Annotated in this window: 18 protein-coding genes; 5 read left to right on the top strand and 13 right to left on the bottom strand. The window is 43.8% G+C overall.

Going from position 1 to position 19,567, the window contains the following annotated elements; genetic code table 11:
• Positions 1 to 297: 297 nt before the first annotated feature.
• From ACRRSX_RS06415 to ACRRSX_RS06375, 9 genes are all read right to left on the bottom strand, one after another.
• Positions 298 to 1,383: a glycerol dehydrogenase gene (locus ACRRSX_RS06415; RefSeq protein WP_432454024.1), complete on the bottom strand. Its 1,086-nt coding sequence runs from the start codon at positions 1,381 to 1,383 to the stop codon at positions 298 to 300.
• A gap of 1,065 nt (positions 1,384 to 2,448) precedes the next feature.
• Complete coding sequence (locus ACRRSX_RS06410) at positions 2,449 to 3,228, bottom strand: ABC transporter substrate-binding protein (protein ID WP_432454025.1); 780 nt, start codon at positions 3,226 to 3,228, stop codon at positions 2,449 to 2,451.
• Positions 3,179 to 3,916: an ABC transporter ATP-binding protein gene (locus ACRRSX_RS06405; protein WP_432454026.1), complete on the bottom strand. Its 738-nt coding sequence runs from the start codon at positions 3,914 to 3,916 to the stop codon at positions 3,179 to 3,181. Before ACRRSX_RS06405 ends, ACRRSX_RS06410 begins: the two co-directional genes overlap by 50 nt.
• Positions 3,909 to 4,859: a FecCD family ABC transporter permease gene (locus ACRRSX_RS06400; protein WP_432454027.1), complete on the bottom strand. Its 951-nt coding sequence runs from the start codon at positions 4,857 to 4,859 to the stop codon at positions 3,909 to 3,911. Before ACRRSX_RS06400 ends, ACRRSX_RS06405 begins: the two co-directional genes overlap by 8 nt.
• Positions 4,856 to 5,596 (bottom strand): ABC transporter permease, encoded by a 741-nt coding sequence (locus tag ACRRSX_RS06395; protein WP_432454028.1) that lies wholly within the window; start codon positions 5,594 to 5,596, stop codon positions 4,856 to 4,858. Before ACRRSX_RS06395 ends, ACRRSX_RS06400 begins: the two co-directional genes overlap by 4 nt.
• Positions 5,589 to 6,470 (bottom strand): ABC transporter ATP-binding protein, encoded by an 882-nt coding sequence (locus ACRRSX_RS06390; RefSeq protein WP_432454029.1) that lies wholly within the window; start codon positions 6,468 to 6,470, stop codon positions 5,589 to 5,591. Before ACRRSX_RS06390 ends, ACRRSX_RS06395 begins: the two co-directional genes overlap by 8 nt.
• Positions 6,471 to 6,539: 69 nt before the next feature.
• Positions 6,540 to 7,451 carry a sirohydrochlorin cobaltochelatase gene (locus tag ACRRSX_RS06385; RefSeq protein WP_432454030.1) on the bottom strand — a complete coding sequence of 304 codons (912 nt, stop codon included), beginning with the start codon at positions 7,449 to 7,451 and terminating at the stop codon, positions 6,540 to 6,542.
• 742 nt (positions 7,452 to 8,193) lie between these two features.
• Entirely contained in the window at positions 8,194 to 9,558 is a 1,365-nt protein-coding gene (locus tag ACRRSX_RS06380) for a PLP-dependent aminotransferase family protein (RefSeq protein ID WP_432454031.1), read from the bottom strand.
• A gap of 213 nt (positions 9,559 to 9,771) precedes the next feature.
• Positions 9,772 to 10,575, bottom strand: a complete 804-nt coding sequence (locus tag ACRRSX_RS06375) for a substrate-binding periplasmic protein (RefSeq protein ID WP_432454032.1) — start codon at positions 10,573 to 10,575, stop codon at positions 9,772 to 9,774.
• A 438-nt stretch (positions 10,576 to 11,013) separates the two neighbouring features.
• Between ACRRSX_RS06375 and ACRRSX_RS06370 the strand changes: the two genes are divergently transcribed.
• Positions 11,014 to 11,895 (top strand): NAD(P)-dependent oxidoreductase, encoded by an 882-nt coding sequence (locus ACRRSX_RS06370; RefSeq protein WP_432454033.1) that lies wholly within the window; start codon positions 11,014 to 11,016, stop codon positions 11,893 to 11,895.
• A gap of 476 nt (positions 11,896 to 12,371) precedes the next feature.
• Positions 12,372 to 12,749 carry a hypothetical protein gene (locus ACRRSX_RS06365; RefSeq protein ID WP_432454034.1) on the top strand — a complete coding sequence of 126 codons (378 nt, stop codon included), beginning with the start codon at positions 12,372 to 12,374 and terminating at the stop codon, positions 12,747 to 12,749.
• 57 nt (positions 12,750 to 12,806) lie between these two features.
• Here the strand turns inward: ACRRSX_RS06365 and ACRRSX_RS06360 are convergent, their stop codons facing one another.
• The 3 genes from ACRRSX_RS06360 to ACRRSX_RS06350 all read right to left on the bottom strand — a co-directional run bounded on the left by ACRRSX_RS06360 (position 12,807) and on the right by ACRRSX_RS06350 (position 15,125).
• Positions 12,807 to 13,025 (bottom strand): DUF6500 family protein, encoded by a 219-nt coding sequence (locus ACRRSX_RS06360; protein WP_432454035.1) that lies wholly within the window; start codon positions 13,023 to 13,025, stop codon positions 12,807 to 12,809.
• A 39-nt stretch (positions 13,026 to 13,064) separates the two neighbouring features.
• Positions 13,065 to 13,943: a WYL domain-containing protein gene (locus ACRRSX_RS06355; RefSeq protein WP_432454036.1), complete on the bottom strand. Its 879-nt coding sequence runs from the start codon at positions 13,941 to 13,943 to the stop codon at positions 13,065 to 13,067.
• A 198-nt stretch (positions 13,944 to 14,141) separates the two neighbouring features.
• On the bottom strand, positions 14,142 to 15,125 hold the full coding sequence (locus tag ACRRSX_RS06350; protein ID WP_432454037.1) for an aldo/keto reductase: 984 nt from the start codon (positions 15,123 to 15,125) through the stop codon (positions 14,142 to 14,144).
• Between the two features lie 52 nt (positions 15,126 to 15,177).
• On the opposite strand from ACRRSX_RS06350, the gene ACRRSX_RS06345 reads away from it, so the two are divergent.
• Positions 15,178 to 16,116, top strand: coding sequence for a LysR family transcriptional regulator (locus ACRRSX_RS06345; RefSeq protein ID WP_432454038.1), 939 nt, complete (start codon positions 15,178 to 15,180; stop codon positions 16,114 to 16,116).
• A gap of 137 nt (positions 16,117 to 16,253) precedes the next feature.
• Here the strand turns inward: ACRRSX_RS06345 and ACRRSX_RS06340 are convergent, their stop codons facing one another.
• Positions 16,254 to 17,186, bottom strand: a complete 933-nt coding sequence (locus ACRRSX_RS06340) for a DMT family transporter (protein ID WP_432454039.1) — start codon at positions 17,184 to 17,186, stop codon at positions 16,254 to 16,256.
• 105 nt (positions 17,187 to 17,291) lie between these two features.
• Here ACRRSX_RS06340 and ACRRSX_RS06335 point away from each other — a divergent pair, with 105 nt between their 5' ends.
• Both ACRRSX_RS06335 and ACRRSX_RS06330 read left to right on the top strand, forming a co-directional pair.
• Positions 17,292 to 18,212 (top strand): LysR family transcriptional regulator, encoded by a 921-nt coding sequence (locus ACRRSX_RS06335; RefSeq protein ID WP_432454040.1) that lies wholly within the window; start codon positions 17,292 to 17,294, stop codon positions 18,210 to 18,212.
• Between the two features lie 420 nt (positions 18,213 to 18,632).
• On the top strand, positions 18,633 to 19,502 hold the full coding sequence (locus ACRRSX_RS06330) for an SMP-30/gluconolactonase/LRE family protein (protein WP_432454041.1): 870 nt from the start codon (positions 18,633 to 18,635) through the stop codon (positions 19,500 to 19,502).
• Positions 19,503 to 19,567 lie beyond the last annotated feature (65 nt).

Below are 19,567 nucleotides of genomic sequence, written 5' to 3'. Positions count from 1 at the left end.
CCAACAACCACAATAAAACCTAATAAAGTTACAGCTGCGATAACCACATCGAGCCAATTTTCATTCAAAATCAGGTTTCGGCTGCAAAACGAATCAAACTAGAATTTATTACGCGAATGTCAAACATCGCATAGATTAAATCGCGATGAATCTCCTGAATCAAAGCATACCTTCAAGCAAAAATGTCCCATGCTTTGGCTTAAAATAGAAACTAAAAAGGCCGCATACAGTGGCCTCAATCCAAACTCGAGTCTCAAGGTACTCAGTGAGTCCATCAAACTACTGCGCAAAACGGCACTAGCGAGAACCAAGTAGGTCGGCAGTTAACATTGCCGCTAATACTAACTCTGGCGTGACTTCAAAGGGCATGTTGTGAATGGTTTCCCCTTCAGCACAAGACGCTTCTGCAACCTCGAGTAATTTATCACGGTTAATCTTAGTCACCCCCATGGCTTGAAAGTTAGTCGGCAGACCCACCGAGCGGCAGAACTCAATGACTTCGTCGATTTCAGCCAGCGGCGCATTCTCTAGTACCAACTGAGTCAAGGTCCCAAATGTCACCTTCTCACCATGATAGAGATGATGGCATTCTTCAAGCTTGGTTAAACCATTATGGATGGCATGTGCGGCGGCTAAACCAGAACTTTCAAAACCGATCCCAGAAAGATAGGTATTCGCCTCAATAATATTTTCCAAAGCAGTATTCGATAAATTTTGATCGCAGGCTATTTTAGCCTTTAAGCCATCAGCAAGCAGGGTGTCATAACACAATTTAGCCAGCGCTTGTGCGGCTCGAGTTGGTGCGCCACCCGCCATTGTCGCCTTGTTAGAAATGCTGTTTGCTCTCGCTTCAAAGTGGGTCGATAAAGCATCCCCCATCCCCGACACCAATAAACGGGTTGGCGCAGCGGCAATAATAGCGGTGTCCATGATCACCATATCTGGGGTACGTGGATAAACCAGATACTCGCTAAACTCCCCTTCAGGTGTATAAATAACCGACAAGGCGCTCGTTGGTGCATCGGTCGAAGCAATCGTTGGCACAATCACCACCGGTAGCTTGCTGTAAAAGGCCACCGCTTTGGCAGTATCTAAGGTTTTTCCGCCGCCAATTCCAACAATCGCTTGGCTTCCTTGTTGTTCAGCAATCGCAGTTAAGCGCTCAATTTCGGGTCGACTACATTCGCCAGTAAATTCAAGCATGCTCAACTCAACTTGCGATTGTTGACAACTGTTCGCTACCGTCGCGCCCACCAGTTCGGTGACAAAACCATCGGCAATTACCATCACCTTATGAGCTAAGGGTTTAAGATAGTCGCCGATGCTCGCCATAACCTTGGAACCTTGAATATATTTACTTGGGGAAATAATGATCTTGTCCATGTTAAGCCTCACTAATTGTTATCGATAAAAGTGGCTATAAAACGCCATCGTTGCTTTGCTTAACTGATTGTAAAGAGCCAAGCATGGACAAATTGTGCGCTACGGTTCATTTTGTCAGAGATGACAAATTATTATGATGGGTAGACAAGATAGTGATACCCTGCGGCCTGCCTATTGTGGAAGAACAATGATTGATCGAGCAAGGCATCACGTTTGATCGTATGGGGACTCATTAGCTTGCAAACGCTCACTAAAATGATAATCAAATTTAAATACTTTTAAGCTGATTTTTGAGCAAAATGAATAAGTAGTTTTAAGCTGACTGTCTTGAAAATTCGTGTCTAAAAACACAAAAAACATTAATTATCTTATAGTTGCGACTCAAGCCTTGTTCGATAAGGACAGCCATTTCAAGCTTATATTTCACTAGTTGAAGAGAATCGCTTTATAACGTGATTAGTTATTCTCTAATTACGATGGATGTCTTATTTATTTTGCTGATAACAAGGAAAATCACGTCAATAAGGTCATGCTTTTGATTGATGTCAGATCGAGTATCCTCGACGACTGATAAATGTTCAATTATGTTCAAAATAACTATGTAGCTTAGAGTTTAGAGGTATTAGATCATATCTGTTAACAAAGTGCGATCCCGCCCTGGGGGTTTATTCCCCTTTGGGCCGTACCGATTTATGCTTCACTGATTCTCGATATGCACTCCAGTCAGGGGGAAATCCGCGATAATATTTAAAGAAAGGTCGGTATCAATAACGTCTCCCATTCCAACTATCATCCATCACTTACTTAGTTGCAACATTACTTTCTTGAGCAAACTCCCATCTTTTAGGCACATGCAGTTAGCATGTATCACACATAGATTGTTTCACATTCAAAGTAATTCTATATTAATCAATAGAGTATCAGTAAGGTTTTGAAAAAAAATATTAAACACAGCGTTTCATGTCAAATAGATGGTAACGACCTAGCTTGTATATATATGGCTGCCGACACCAACAAGCGAAACGTTGGCTCCAATTTCGCTGAGAGCATCGAAAATGAGGGATCTTATTGTTGAGCAAAGGCTTGGTTTAAGGCTAGAGCGTGATAAAAAGAGGCCGTATTGGCACGCGAGAAACTCAGCTGGTCCACCTTCATGTAATGACTGTGTAGCGCTTGGTAATTGGCTCTTTGTGCAGGCGGGGTGGGATTTTTATTCATCGGTCCCGTTTGATAAATATAATAATCGGGGGCGGCAAACAGCACGCTCTCGAAATTAAACTTAGCAATCTTTCGTTGCGAGGGCGCAAATAACTCTCCCCCAGCCGCTTCAATAATACTATTCACAATATTGCCCTTCCCCGCAATCATGAAGGGATGCTCGGTCACTTCATAAACCACCTTTGGTTTAAGCTTTAAAGGCTTAATTTCGGCGCGTAACAGGGTGAGTTTATCGATTAATGCTTTGGCCTGCGACTGGTGATCGCTTAACTCGCCTAGCTGCTGTACTTGCACCAGAATGTCATCCAAGGTTAAGGGATTATACAGCAGCGTTTGTGCGTCAATTAAAGCGGCCATTTGCTGAGAGAAAAAACGATTAGAACTAATAATTAATAAATCAGGCTTAAGTCTCTTAATCAACTCAACATTAGGTTTGATATGCGAGCCTATTTTAGTGGCATTGGGAAAATCAAAGTTATTGCGAGTCACCCCAACTACCTTATCTGCCGCACCGAGCTGGATCAGGATGTCGCCAGCGGCGGGCGCAAGCAGAACAATTCGCTGATAAGCAAAAGCGTTAGGGATTAAAACAAAAGCTAGTATCGCTGCGAGTAACCGACACATCATACACCTCAGAAAGCAGTGCAGGGCTTAACTGTTGTTGCACTACATCGTACAACAGCTTGCCCTGCTTCAAGAAAAGAAAACGATCGAAATAACGATGCGCTAAGTTGATATCGTGAACCGAACTAATGATAGTTTGCGGCAAACTATATAGATGCTCAAAGATCTGCAAGGTATGGCGAATATCTAGGCTGGCGTTGGGTTCATCCAAATAGACAATTGGTGCATCTTGATTAAGCACCCGAGCCAACATCACCCGACGCTGCTCGCCACCAGACAGCTCGGTATAACTTTTACTTTGATAGCGTTGAATATCCAATAGCGACAGCAGCGCTTGGGTTTTGTCTCTGTCTTGCTGCGAAAAAGACTGGCCGTTGGAGCAGGCAAATCGGCCCAGCTGCACCACCTCAAAGACACTAAACGGAAAAGAAATATCAGAAAACTGCGACAGCAAGGCAAACTGTTTAGCCCGTGCTAAATGGGGCGTATCTCGAAGATCAAACCCATCATAAAATACACTATTTGGCGGCGGTTCAATCAGACCAGTTAGCAGATTGATCAGGGTACTTTTACCACAACCGTTCTCCCCCATTAAGGCCACTTTCTCACCCTCGGAAATGGTGAGAGAATCCAGCTCAAGTTGGAAGTCACCACGCTGATAACAGAGCGCATTAATGCTAATTTTAGCCATTCCAGAAGCGCCCTCTGCGAGTACGTAACAAGTAAAAGAAAAATAGGCCACCTAAAATGGCCGTGATAATCCCCACAGGCAGCTCTGCACCACCAGGGATAATCACCCGGGAAAGGGTGTCCGATAGCATTAACAAAAAACTACCCAACAGGCTGGAATAAAAAATATTCAGTTTCATGTCACTGCCAAACAAGCTACGTGCAACATGCGGAACAATCAGCCCAACAAAACCGATAATGCCAGAAAAGCTCACCGCCACTGACACCAAAATAGTTGATAACACAAAAGCGACCGAGCGTAAGCGGTGCACGTTTAGCCCCAAGCTTTGTGCCGATTGTTCATCCAAAGCTAAGATGTTGAGTTTTAAGGCTTGTCGCTGCAAATAGAAGTAAACGCCAGTCAAGATCAGGGCGCACAACGCGAGCTTGTCCCAACTGACTAGAAATATGCCGCCCATTAACCAGTACACAATTGAGTTCAAAGAGTCTTCAAAATAGTATTTCGAGAAACTAATCATGGCCGATGCCACAATATTCATCACCACGCCAGCTAAAATCATGGTGATAGGATTGATCCGCCCCTGAGTTAAAGACATCCGATAGACCAAGATTAAACCACTAAGCCCAGTGACAAAGGCAAATACCGAGACCAAGTACACCGGTACGCCGATCGCTATCGCCAGTACAGCACCAAGCGCCGACGATGAAGCCGCCCCCGTGGTAAAGCTATCGGCCAGCGGGTTCTTTAAGGTCAGTTGGTAGATACTGCCACTAAGGCCCAACATGGCACCGATGACAGCTGCAAATAATACCCGCGGAAAGCGTAACTCCAGCAGAATACTTTGCTCAACACTGGTCATCGCCAAAGGATTAATCCAGTGCGGGCCGACCATGGTGGAGAGCAACGCCGAAACGATAAATAAGCTGACCAACAGCGGCTTCATGTTTCAACTCGCTGAACAATGTAGTGAGCAATCCACAGCAATAATGAATTAAGCAGCAACAAAATCCCAAGAGACTGAAAACTAAAAGTCCCTTGATTTAGCAAAGCCGAACGGAGCAGCTCAGCGCTGTATGTCAGCGGTGAAAATGCCGCCACCACCTGAATAATGCTTGGCATTTGATCAACCGGGAAAAAAGTCCCCGAGAGAAACATCATGGGAGTAATAATAAAGGCGTTCATGGTGGCTTGGTCACGATGATTTTTCATCTTTAATGCCACAATAAAACCAATCAAGGAAAACGCCGCTAAGTGCAAGACTAATGAGGCAAAAAACAGTATTGAAAAGTGCAGTTTTACGCCACATAACACACTATAAACAGCAATAATCACCACAGGGATCAAGCCTTTGGTCATACCGTATAACACTTCACCCGCAACAATTTGCCAACGCTGATTGGGTGCCAACAAAAACTCTTCGAAAATCTTTAAGTAGAAACGGCTAATATTAATTTCTGAGGCAATATTGTAGCTTTGATTCATACTCGACATAGCCAGCAAACCAGGCAATAAGAAGGTGAGATAATCGATTCCCCCCACCTGAGTTTCTTTACCAACCCCAAAGCCAAAGGCCATCAAATATAAAAAAGGAGGAACCGCTCCGGCCAACACCGTACGCACTAATTTTTTACGTAAAATGGTGCACTCTCGATAGTAAATGCCATAAATCCCATCAAGCATGTTTGATTAGCCTCTTGCCGGTGAGCGTTAGAAACACATCTTCGAGCGTGGTTTCTCGAATGCTGACTGGTGCATCGGTAATATTCGCCAAACGACTCAGTGCATCTTGGCGCTGTTCAAAAAACTCTTGCTCTAAGTTTTCACCTTGAATGTCGAGTACAAACTGACCAACCTTGGTTTTTAATTGTTCGGGCGTGCCCTCGGCGATCAGTTTGCCTTGCTCAATAAAAATCACCCGCTGCGCCAAACGCTCGGCTTCTTCAATGTAGTGAGTGGTTAAAAATATGGTGCACTGTTGCTGCTGGTTAATCCGACTCAGAAATTGCCACATTTGCCGGCGACTATGTGGGTCGAGTCCCACCGTTGGCTCATCTAAAAATAAGATCTTTGGCTGATGCATTAAGGCGCGAGCGATCACCAACTTGCGTTTCATACCACCAGAGAGTTTTTCTGCAGGTTTATTTCGATGCTCGTACAAATCAGTAAATTGCAAACTTTGCTCAATTTGCTGCTCCAGCGCCTTACCTCGTAAATGGTATAACATACCATGCACCCGCAGATTCTGGACCAGGCTCAATTCTCGGTCCAAGTTATTGTGTTGCGGAACCACTCCGATCAACTTCTTCAAATTTAAACGGCGAGGATGGAAATGTTCACCTTCATATAAAATTTCCCCAGAACTTGCCTCAAGTAGCCCAGTTAACATTTTTATAATGGTGGTTTTACCCGCGCCATTGGGACCAAGGAAGGCACAAATCTCCCCCCGGTTCAGAGAAAAATCAACCTTGTCGACAGCTATAGTGCGATCAAAACAACGGCTTAATTGCCTTGCTTCAATAATGACCTTTGAGCTTTGGTTCAGCGCTTTGTGCAAATGAATGGTCTACCTAATGAAGAGAACATACGGAACTTAGCGAGTTTTTCGCCCAGCTCCGTTAACTGATTATTTCAAAGTAATGTTGCCGTCTTTTGCCGCATCGCGAAGGTGTTGCAAATACAGTTGTTGGATCTTGTCGTTGCTGCCTAGACCTTCGAGGATAGGAGTAACCGCAATCCCATTTTGGCTCAGCATTACTTTCCAAGAATCATCTTCATCGCCAGCCATATCATTATTTGCATGGTCACCCGCAACCACCATCAGTGGTTTAATCATGACGGTTTGGATCCGGTCATTTTTTAGCTTTTGCAATAAGGCAGCAAAATTAGGATGGCCTTCAACCAAACCAACATAGATCTGTAGGTCAGGATAAAGCTGATTTAACTGCTCTTCTAACTCGTAATACAAACCGGTCGAGAGATGATCATTACCGTGTCCCATATAAACTAAGGCGCTGTGCTGAGCTTTCGCTTGCTCAACATCGTCGACTAAAGATGTCGCCAATTTTTCTATATCCTCAGAATAAGAGTACTGTTTCCCCCAAGTTCCCATTAAGGGGCGACCCAAGGCGATCTGCTTAAAGGGCTTCCATTCCGGCTTGATGGTTTCAATAGAGTTGAGTGCATCCACATAAGCTTTTAAGTCGATAAACTCTTCGCCATGAGACAATAAAGTGGTTTGCACAACAATCTGGTTGTAGCCTTCATTCTGTAAATCGGCCAATGTTCCCAATACATTTTTCACTTGATAAAAAGACGCGGGAATTTCTGGGTGGTCTTGCTGATATTGCTGATCACTTTGTCTTTTATGCCATTTTTTGCGAATTATATTCGAGGTAAAAGCGTAACGTACCGGTGTATTCGGGTAGGCTTTTTCGACGCTTCGTTTAATCGCCAACAGCGATTCGACGGCAGAATCATATGTGGTACCAAAAGCGGCTAATACAATTGCGGATGTATGCGGTTCATTTTTATTCATTAAATCAGATGCCATGGATGAGTTTGTTGTAAATGCGAAACCAATGAGGCTCAGGCATAAATACTGGATAGACCGAGTTAATACTGTCGAAATTTGCATATATTCACCGATAAATAGATTGGTGCCTATAAACTCAAATTTTTGCTGCTTGTAAGCGAGTCTATAAGCGATTGATTAATGAAACGCAGCATTTAAGATGATTGCCGTCTTGATAGCCTCGAAGGCGACCACAAACATCGGTAGCTGATTACACCTCATCAACGCCCCCTCATCTTCTCAAAAATAAATCAATCGTCATTTGAGCAAGATCAGGCTAGGCCTGATGATCATTTCCTGTTATTGATTTTTCCTTGCAAACAAGGTAATTCATCTACAAAAAACATTGTAACTAGCTCACTGTAAACAAGTTGTGGATTGCTTTTTAATTTGAATGACTCAGTAAAATATTGTTACAAGTCGACAATATTTTTCTATCTTTGGCGATGCAAAGCACGCAAATCTCTGGCGATAAACTGAGCTTAATTCAAGCAGCTAACAGCATTTAAATTTGCCCTAAGCGCCTAGGATTGATTGAATTCGGGCGATTATTCTTACAGCCGTGAGTCACTGACTAAAACAATAAAATACATCTGAAATGTTGCCATCTACGTCAATGTCGATCATCGGCTAACGCAGTTTAGTGAAACGCAGACTTTACCCAAGGTTTACTTAAAAAATGTATCTCGCGAGCGCTCAATCAACGCTAACAGCGGCGTAGTAAACAGTCGCGAATTTGCAGCAAGGACTGCTTTAGTTGTGTCATACTGCGACACCCCATGAGACTAATTCGCACCGCTGGCTGCTGATTAGTGACCACCGCAAAGTGATAGTCGGCGCTCACTCGAATATGCTGTTTAGCCATCAACTCGGTAAACACTTGGCTGCTCCAACCTTGAGGCAGTAATAACCAAATATGGAATGCATGATGCTTTGGCAATTGCTGATCAACAAAATCAAATTGCGCAAAGATCTGTTTCGCCAATTGCTGACGCTGCCCTGCCTGCTGCTTTTGCCACTGACTAATTCGATCGACGTCACCACTGCGAATCATTCGACAGGCCAATTCTTGTAATATTGGAGAAGGGAGCCATAGGGTTGTTCGCAACAAATGAATATAATCGTCTCGCTGAGCTTTAGGCACAACCAATAGGCCCAATCGCAAGCTAGGCGAAACACTTTTCGATAAGCTACTCAAGTAAATAGTTTGACTCGGTGCAAATGAATAAAATGGTTTGATTTCATCCTCGCTGAGAAAACCATAGATATCGTCATCGATTACTTGTATGTCAAACTCTTTCACTAACTCGGCAAGCGCCTCACGGCGATTATTCGGCATCACACTACCCGTGGGGTTTTGACAAGATGCAACCAATACTAAGGCTCGAATCGATTGCTGAGAATGCTGTTCACGTAAAGATTGTGGGCAAAGCCCCTGTTCATCTAGTGACACTGCCACAGGTACACGACCAGTTTGGCGCAATACCGCTAAGATCCCCGGATAACAGAGAGACTCAACCGCCACCCGATCCCCCACCTGAGTACAAGCAAGAATCGCAAGCAGCAAACCATGCTGGGCACCATGACAAGGGATCACTTGCTCAGACTCACAAACAACACCTTGGCGCTGCAACCATTGACTAAAAGTGGCGAGATGTTGCGGATTACCTGCACCATCTTCATAACCGCAATAACGTTCCAGATCTGCATCACTAAATTGCTTTAGATGTCGTTGCAATGGCCCGAGCAAAGGACTAACTAAAGGGGCAACCAAGGACAGATTCACCTCTCCATCGGTGCGCCCTTTGATACCATCACTCATATTACCGTTAAATATTACGAAAGTGCCCCTGCCCACCCCCGCGCTCAGCAAGCCTTTGGCTTCCAATGCTTGATAAGCTTGACGAACGGTGACCGCGCTACTCCCAATGTAAGCAGCTAACTGACGATGAGCTGGTAATTTGTCCTGAAAGGTAAGCTGTTTCTTAAGAATGGCGTTCTCAATACATCGCGCAATTTCTAAGTAAAGCGGTCGAGCCTGAGGATTAAAGCCAATTAATAAATGCTGCATCGTTTCATCTTGATAGGCGTTATTGGAATAGCCGCAACTATAACAACTTTGCCCACAACAACAATCATCCCGGCAATTCAACAAGCAATAACAACAAAGAAAAATGAAGTGCTCAATTCAACCGAACAACTGTGCTTCTGCTCAAAGTAAGCCATCAGACGTCCTTATTAATTACATTGGATTTAAGGTAAACCATGACAAAAATGCTAAACCTCACTCTATCGGTTTCAGCTGAGCCTCTTTTGCATATACTCCCGCGTACTTAATCAGCAACGATTTGACCCATACCGGATAGTCATCGCTTTGCATCTGTTTTTCAATTTCAGGCAATAGGTACAAATAGGGGGACTTTTTAGACATAGAGATATACAAATTGCCAGTGAGGATGGAAGTGGGTAAGTCAACGATGTCATCCTTAATCCCAAAGGCTTGCAACATCGCTAAACCAGAAAACCGCCCGACCGGAATAAAATCAACCCGCTGATGAAACAATTTGTGAAAATTCTGCCGATAAGTTGTCACTCGCTCAATATTGGTATTGTTTTTTAGATATCGATCAAAACGCTGCCCAATACTCACACCAAGTACCATCCCCGCTTTCTTACCAGCTAAATCTTGCCAAGTTTGGAAGGTTAATTGGGCACTTTTGTTCACAAATACAGCTTGCTCATTAAAGCCCATTGGGGTGGCAATAAATGTTGAATAGCTTTTTCTGGTTTCATTAATAAACGAGCAAATATTGATATCAACCCGCCCCGTTTCAATATAACTTTGGCAACGCTTCCATGGACCCACATAGGTCAAATCAACATCCACCCCAAGATTTGCAAATAAAGTTTTAGTGACTTCTGCGCACGCGCCTTTAATTTCCGAGCCACTGCTCCAGTTCCAAGGCGGATAATCATGATGGCCACAGGCCGACAGTTTAATTGAACTATCTTCAGCATATGCCTCTATAGGCTCCGCCAAAAAGCAACACACCATTAAAAAAAGTTGGGTCACTGCTCTTTTTTTCATGATGTTGATATCTCCAATACCATTTGAAGAACGAAACAAAAACCACCTTCACTACATCTTACTCTTACAAAATAGAGCGGATATTGATCCAAACGCTCTATAATCGTAGCCAGCCCCTTCAATTATAAATGATTAAATAGCCGAACTTCTAAATCTGTCGGCGTTATTCATCACCGCTCAAGCTTGTAAAAAATGCTGAGCACATACGCAACCCACGCAGTTCATCCTCAATCACGTAAGGCTCTCTGCGATGAAATACTATCCTTCCTAACAAAATTCTGTTTCACAGTCATTGGAGGTCTCATGATTGACTCAGCTAAATAAGTCAATTTTCAAATAATAAGATGAAAACATGCTCATCATTTGAAATTGAACTAGTTCAATGCAACTATCATTGCAACAAATCTTAAGCCATCTAACCACAGAGGGAGATTACCAATGGATACATCTCAAACCAGCAGCGTTGCATTTATCGGTTTAGGCACAATGGGTTACCCCATGGCAGGCCACTTAAGTAAACAAGGATTTAAGGTGGTCATTTATAACCGCAGCGACGCCAAGGCGAAGGCTTGGTTGAGTGAGTATCAGGGGACTCAAGCTGCCACACCGGGGGATGCCGCAGCTCAAGCCGATATTATACTCACTTGTGTTGGTAACGATGAAGACGTGAGACAAGTTTATTGCGGCGAAAATGGCATTTTCGCCAAAGCGAAGGCCAATAGCATCTTAGTTGACCATACCACCGCCTCGGCAGGCCTAGCGAGAGAACTCTACGCCCAAGCCCAACAGCGGCAACTGCAATTTTTAGACGCCCCAGTGTCTGGTGGTGAGGCCGGAGCAATCAACGGTGCCTTAACTGTGATGGTAGGCGGAGAACAAGCCGCCTTAGATAAAGTACAAGCGGTACTTAACAGCTACGCCAAAGCGGTTAATCTTGTCGGAGGTGCAGGCTATGGGCAACGCTGTAAAATGGTCAATCAGCTGTGTATTGCTGGGGTCTTGCAAGGCCTATCGGAAGCACTACAATTAGCAAAAGCGGCCGACTTGGACATCAATACGGTGGTCAATGTTCTTCAGCACGGTGCCGCCGGCAGTTGGCAGTTAGCAAATCGGGCAAACAGTATGGCTGACGACAAGTTTGATTTTGGTTTCGCGATCGATTGGATGCGCAAAGACTTAGCCATTTGTTTCGATGAAGCTGAAAATCTAGGAATTGATTTACCCCTTGCTAAACAAGTTGATGCGGAGTATGCGAAACTGCAACAGCGCGGTTACTCACGTAGCGATACCTCGGTACTGATTAAACAGTTTGATAAATAACCGATAAAAATACAAAAAAAACCTAAGGCCACAGGCCTTAGGTCAGTCACACGCGAGAACGTGAGTATTAGTTCAAAAGTTAAAAAACATTAGAAGTAAAACACATTGAGTACAATACAGCGGCACTAGAGGACTGATAACCAAGAGACAACTCCTGCCTTCATCCATGTATGACACGTAGTGACTCGGAACTAGCAGCGTTGGCTCAAACTTATTCAAGCCCCTAAAACTGGCTTAAATACTGCTAACCACTGTATAGTAGCTCAATTAATAACCAAGCTGGTGAATGAAATTTAAACAACTGTAAGGATAACGGTACAGCGATTCATAAGCGGATTCCGCTCAATGATTACAACAGAGCACCAAGCTTTCACTTGCACCGCTTCCAAAGCTAGACTAAGCTCGCGGCCAATCGCAGTAGCGACATACATTTTCCTGGCGAAATCACGCCACATTTATCAGATATAGGTAAGTCAATGACTATTATTGCCGTTCCCGAATTAGCTAAACCAGAAATTAGAAATCATCACAAACTACGCCACCTTAAAAAGATGGCGATTGGCCCTTTTGCTCAAACCTGTGCCGAAATTCGTTTCGTCACTGATATTGAAAAATTTGACGAAATTGAAGCAGCGCTAGTGCAAGTCCAACAGCAGCAAACTTGGGAGTTATTTATTGCCTACTTTAATCAACAATATCATGTGGCAATCACCTTTTTGACTGAACAAACTCCGCTCGAAGAAGTATTAACCACCGCCACCGAAGTGATTACCCAACTTGCCGGTCCCGTTGAACTAGATATTTTAGCGGGTGATGCAAACTACGGAGACTGGGACAGCTGCTACGCAAACTAGTATAGCTTGAACTATCACGCCGATTCAGTCCGGCGTGAACATCACCCATTAACTCAGTTATTTACCCTGCTCTACCAATGCTCTAATCTTGAACGCCTTCTCAAAATGATCGAGTTTATGTTCGAGGATCCACCAGCTTGCAGCTTCCATCAGTAATTCTGGGTCATCATTTCTATTGGCAAAAAATGCGTAAAAAGACAAACCAACACTCTCGCCCTTCTGCTGGATCTTTTGCTCACATACCGCAATAATTTTATCGCGTAAAGTTTGACGCATCTTCAACTACCCATCCTTTGTTAAATAACATAGCGCTCATCAACTAAAATCGCCCTGCCAGCCTGGCGCAATCGCCAAACCCGACACGCCTGCTAATACCGAGCTGTCCTGCAAAGCTAATTGATATTCAGCACCACTCAAAACATGCTCAGCCGAGCAATCAACATTCCATTGTCTTAATAGATATCCAGCCAATGCAGCACGCACAACTAAGCTTAAACAACCATCCTGCATCGCATAATCAAGCTCAATCGCTAATGAGTTTTTAATACGGGGATGCGACACCAAATTTAACTCAAGCATTTGATTCCATTGCTTATCATATTGTCGACCTTCCACGGTGGATATTGAAGCATCGAGTAAGGCAAGCTGAGTAAAACGAGTACAAACAAAATCTCTAAAACTCTGGCTCTGCCGATCAAAGGCGCGAACATGCCAACGATGACCGTTATTCACTAAGCTATGTGGCACAATTTCGCGGCGAGTCTCTCCAGAAGAAACCGAAACATAAGCACAACTTAATGCCACTCGATGATGAATAGCGCGCATGATGGCAGCAATAAATTCTGCTTTAGGATGAACCAGACGAACTGCATCAAAGCAGCTATCGCTTGGTTCTAAAGGAAAAGATAAACCATCGCCAAATCCCTGCGACAACCCCGTTAATATCGCTTCTGGATTATGCGAAAACAGCGGTTCAAATTGGTTTCTACGCAGGTAACGACGGGCTTTATGATCCAGCACCGCATTTGTCGGTGCGAGCTGTTTATAGGCGGCTAAATCACGAGTCGCTGCCGCTAATCCAGTCTGAAATCGACTAATCAGATCGCTACGACTCACTTCTCCAAAGTATTCCAAACTAAAATCAATAAAGGCCAAGCGAGTTCGTTGTCCATGATTTAATTGCTTCAATTCCATCTCAAAAATCTCCATCTTCAACAATGGAAATACTATCAACAGCATACGCCATAGGCAATCATTATGATTAGGGGTATTGAAGCATAAAGCGGCAAAGCCACTAAGTCCGACATCTGTCGCTTTACTAGGGGCCCCATTGAAGTGAATCACCGAATAAATGCGAAAAGACACATCAGAGAGCAGTCAATGGGCTGACATTTAGGCATTCAAACCCACCATCCCCTCAGGCGGATAACGATCGCCTGACAAAGGCATCTTTTCAATCTGCTGCTCTAAGGCGCTTTGTTCTTGCGCGGATAAAACGATATCGTGACTCGCGCAATTCTCTTCTAAAAAGGACAAGCGACGCGTTCCAGGAATCGGCACAATGTCTTCTCCCTTAGACAATAGCCAAGCCAAACAAAGTTGCGCTGGGCTGCATTGTTTTTGCTGCGCCATATGTGCGATAAGAGACGCAATGGGTTGATTCTCGGCCATCGCCTGCGCGGAAAAGCGTGGCAATATAGCCCGAAAGTCGCCTTGCTCAAAAGCTTGGTGTTGCCGAAACAAACCCGAGAGAAATCCACGCCCCAGCGGTGAATAAGGCACAAAGCCAATGCCTAATTCTCGGCAAGTTGGTAAGACTTGCTGTTCAACCTCCCTTGACCACAAAGAATACTCGGTTTGCACCGCTGTAATTGGATACACTGCATGCGCTCTTCGCAAGGTACTGGCATTTACTTCGCACAAACCGATATGAGCAATTTTACCAGCTTTCACCAAGTCAACTAAACCCGCCATGGTTTCTTCAATGGGTTGCTCAACATCAATTCGATGCACATAATACAAATCAATTTGCTCGACACCTAAGCGACGTAATGATGCTTCGCATGCTTGTCGTGCATAACTTGGATGATTATTAATACGACGAGCATATTCTCCGGGTTCACGCACAATGCCAAACTTAGTGGCAATTTTTATATCGGCAGAACTTTGCGCAAGAAAACGACCAAGCAGCTGTTCATTATGATGAGAACCATACATATCTGCACTGTCAAAAAAATTGACACCAAGCTCTACCGCGCGGGCTAATACCTTCATCGACTGCTCGTCATTCTTAGGGCCATAAAACTCACTCATGCCCATACACCCTAAGCCCATAGATGACACCATCAAGGATTGCCCTAGTTGTCTTTGTTTCATATTCATTTCTCAGCTTATTGATCCAAAGCAAACATCATGTCATATTCCAAAAATGAAATATTTAGACAAAACTAGCAATCAATCTTCCAAAATTGAAAAAAGCATCGTTACACAACTGGTTTGGGATGATGCACGCTGCTTTCTGGCGCTCGCCAGAAATGGCACTTTGACAGCGTCAGCGCAAACCATGGGCATCGGTATCGCCACCTTGTCCCGACGAATAGAAAGGTTGGAGAAGGCTCTGGGGCTTCCTCTATTTATACGCCAACAAACTGGTTACCTGCTCAGCGAAGAAGGAAAGGCGCTATTAAATAAAGCAGAACAAATGGAGGCAGCAAGCCAAGCATTTATCTCGGATGCAGAATGTAATCAAAGCTTATCGGGTAAAATTCGCCTCGCCACTGCGGAGAATTTAGCGAGCCATTTGATCCTGCCTGCGTTGCCTGCGTTTTATCAACAATACCCACAACTCAAATTAGAAATCCTCACCGGGATCCATACCAGTAACCTACACCGCAACGATGCCGATCTTGCATTACGAATGGTAAGGCCAAGCAGCGGTCACGTTAGTTTTAAACGCATCGGCCAACTCGGTTACGGGCTATACGCCAGCCTCGGATTTCTAGAACAGCAGCAATTAACGCCAAGCCATTCCGTAAACGAAAACGATGCATTCATTAGCTGGAATGACTCACAAAGTCACCTACCTGCAGCGCAATGGGTGCAACAAATACTCAAAGGTTGTGAGCCAATACTAACCACAAGCTCTGTCGCTTCACAGCTCTCAGCTTGTTGCTCCGGTCTTGGGTTTGCGGTGCTACCTAACCTTCTTGCGGTCAAACAAGGTTTAGTACGTATCGATACAGATGTCGCCATAGATCAAGCTATTTATTTGGTGATCCAAGCCGATCTCTGCCATTCGCCAAGGATCAGAGCCATGGCAGACTTCTTAAGCGATTTAGTGAAGTCCAATCAACATCAACTGGAATGACCCGCAAATACCAATTAGATTGATGGACTTAAAGCCCCAGTCGGTGCTCTTTATACCACCTAAATATCGGGGACCGTGAAAGTGGTCAAGTGAATCTAGACACCATTTTATAATTGAGTCCGTACTTTCTCTATGACTCAATTTGGCTCAATTTTTTTAGGAATTGAAGCGACCATCACACTCGCAAAAATAATGCAGCCGCCTAAAACTTGTAACGCGGATAAGGATTCATTTAGCCAAATCACCGCAAAAATAGCACCAAACATCGGTTCACTGCCCATTAATAGTGAAACCTTGGTCGGGGATAACTTTCTCACCGCATGATTTTGCACAAAAAAAGCAAACAAGGTACAGCACACAACCAAATATCCCATGATCAACCAAAATTCGACATTCGTTGGAAATGTCATATTCAAACCCGAATTATATAAAATAACACCACCAGCACTGGCCGCGACAACTAAAGATTGAATGCAGGTAAGCGTTACGTTGGTAATGACCTTATCTTGAGTGATTCGCTTAGTCGTTGTCACCATCATCGCTCGAAGTAATGCCGCCGATAAAATAAAATAGTCACCTCGATTTAATGTTAATTCCAAGCCACTAGAATCGGTTAACAAGAAAACCCCGACAACGCTTGAGACCGCAAGAAAAAACATGCCCCTGCTGATAGCGTTTTTGTTAATGAAGACTTCAACAAACGAAGTAAATATGACCGACAAACTGATCAAAAATGCAGCTTTACTCGCAGAGGTTTGAAATACTCCTGTCACTTCAAAAAAGAAAATTGCAGCCAAAATAGATCCCGTTGGAAAAGCAACTTTCCAATCTTTACTACGCCCCATGTAGATATCTCGAAGTGCCATCGGCAACAACGATAAAAAAGCAACCGAAAAACGGAGCATAATAAACACCATCACTGAGCTATAAATGAGCGCCTGCTTCGTTAAGCCATAACTGGTTCCCCAAAAAATAGCGACCGACAGAAGCGCAATTTCTAAGACGGGAACATAAAGTTTCCGGTGATTCTTTTTAGTCACTTTTACTTCGAGTTGTATGCTGTCATTCATAGTCGCTCCTTAAATTCAGATTAACGGTAAGTCGTTTGACACCAACAGTATCAATGAGTAACTTAAACGGAACAATATAGCTGATACGCAAAGGATAATTGCACTGTGGACACAAATAGAATCATGAATTTGATGCCCGAAATGGTCACCTTTGTGACAGTGATTGAACAAGGGAGCTTTTCTAAAGCGGCAGTCAAACTAGGCGTGATGCCCTCGTCTGTTAGCCGTTCAATCAGTAAACTTGAAAAGATGCTGGAACAAAAACTGATTGAAAGAACCACTCGAAGCTTACGTCTAACGAGTATTGGTGAAGATGTATTTCAACTTTGTCTTGATATGCTTAAATTTGCTAAACAAGCCGTCGATGCTGCGCAAGTCAATCAAAATACAGTGTCAGGAGACCTGACGGTTGCCGCGCCGAAAGCTTTAGCTCGTCAAGTTCTGATGCCAATAGTTTTAGCTTTTATTCGAGCCTATCCCAATGTCTCGTTAAAATGGAAAATCGCTGATCATTATATTGACCCAATTGGAGGAGAAGTGGATCTCGTGATTCATATTACCGATAATCCTGTTGAAGGTTTAATTGCAAAAAAAATGGGCCGAGTGAAACGTATTGCTTGCGCTAATCTCAATTATATCCAACAACATGGCTTACCAACTCATCCAAATGATCTCATGGAGCATCAATGCATCGGTTATGGCGAAACGGCTGCTGATAATTCATGGACATTAAGTCATCACAATAAAAAACATACCATTAAAATAAAGGGACCTCTGGCGGTTAATCATAGTGAAATAAGAAGAGAAGCTGTATTGCAAGGTTTGGGGATTTCGATTTTCCCAGACTTTACCGTATCTAAATACCTCGACTCTGGGCAACTTATTCAAGTATTACCCGAATGGCATATCAAAGGAGATTACCAAGGAAATGTTGTTGCGCAGTATCCGCAATCAAAATATATTCCGAATCAACTTAAAGCCTTCATTGACTTTCTGACTGAACGCTATGACCATTCTAACTCATGACTCCCTTTGCTCCATTCCAAGCGCTGAATGTAGCTCTGTTTTATGCTTATCCCATAAGCTAAGGAGCAGGCACAACCAATCTGGTCATTTTGGCTTATCGCTCAGATCGTAAAAAGGTCTAATAGGAGAACCTACAAACGTTGAGATACAAACTATTGAGTCTAACGACGAGACACCAAAGAGCAGCGCCTATGGGCATATTCCCATCTGCGAATACCAATCAGATTCATTATATAAGCAACTGATTACCCAGCATAAATCTGTCGATAACCAGCCATGAAGAGCAGTAACTCATGGCTCTAATGACTGATACATCATGCAGTTAGCGGTGATTTAGGCCCGCAACAATCAACAGACAATGAGTTAGATTGGTATCTAACACCTAGGAAATTTTTATGAATTCATTTCGGCAGTCAAATCATGAGTGAAGTCGTCACGCTGCTGACCAATTGTGCTCAACTGGCAGAATGCCCACGCTGGGATCCAGAGCGCCAGCTTCTATATTGGGTTGATATTGAAGCAGGCCGATTACACGCATTTGATCCCAAAACAGGACAAGATGATTTTTTGCAATTAGATGAAGAAATTGCTTGTTTCGCTATTCGGGAGAAAGGCGGCTTTGTTGCTGGCCTAAGATCAGGCTTGGTCACCATCGATTCTTTGCAAGGTGGTATCACGCCCATTGTCGATCCGGAGCAAGACAAACCACAACAACGCTTTAATGATGGCCGCTGTGATCCTGCTGGGCGTTTTATTGCTGGTACGTTGAATCCAAACAAAGATGCCTATAGTGGCCATTTCTATGCGCTAGACATCGATCATTCAGTGCGTCAGATCGTAGGGGAAAATTGGACCTCGAACGGCCTAGCATTTAGTCCCGATGGTAAAACCCTTTATTACTCGGACACGCCACGTCATGTGGTATTTGCCTGTGATTATAATGTCGATACAGGGACAGTGAGTAAGCAACGTGAATTTATCCGCTTTCCTTATGGTTTTGGACGTCCCGATGGCGCAGCCGTTGATAGCGAAGGTTATTACTGGAGCGCGCTTTACGATGGAGGTCGAATTGTACGTATCAGTCCAGCGGGAAAAATAGTTGCAACGATTACTGTGCCAGCCAAAAAGCCAACGATGGTGGCGTTTGGTGGTGATTCGCTAAATACCTTATTTATTACCAGCGCTGATACAGATGATCCAGCAGAGAAGGCTCAATATCCATTGTCTGGTAGCATATTTGCGATAAACTTAGCAGTGACAGGCTTGCTTGAACCAAAGTTTAAAGGCTAAAAGCTCAAGTATGGTGGGCATGAGATGACTCACAGGCAAATAGTCATCCCCCAGAAAATTAACGG

This window comes from Agarivorans sp. QJM3NY_30, assembly GCF_050870855.2.
In the GTDB taxonomy this organism is placed as follows: Bacteria; Pseudomonadota; Gammaproteobacteria; order Enterobacterales; family Celerinatantimonadaceae; genus Agarivorans.
The sequence above is the reverse complement of the archived record's forward strand: the minus strand, read 5'-3'. Positions and strand labels throughout refer to the sequence as shown.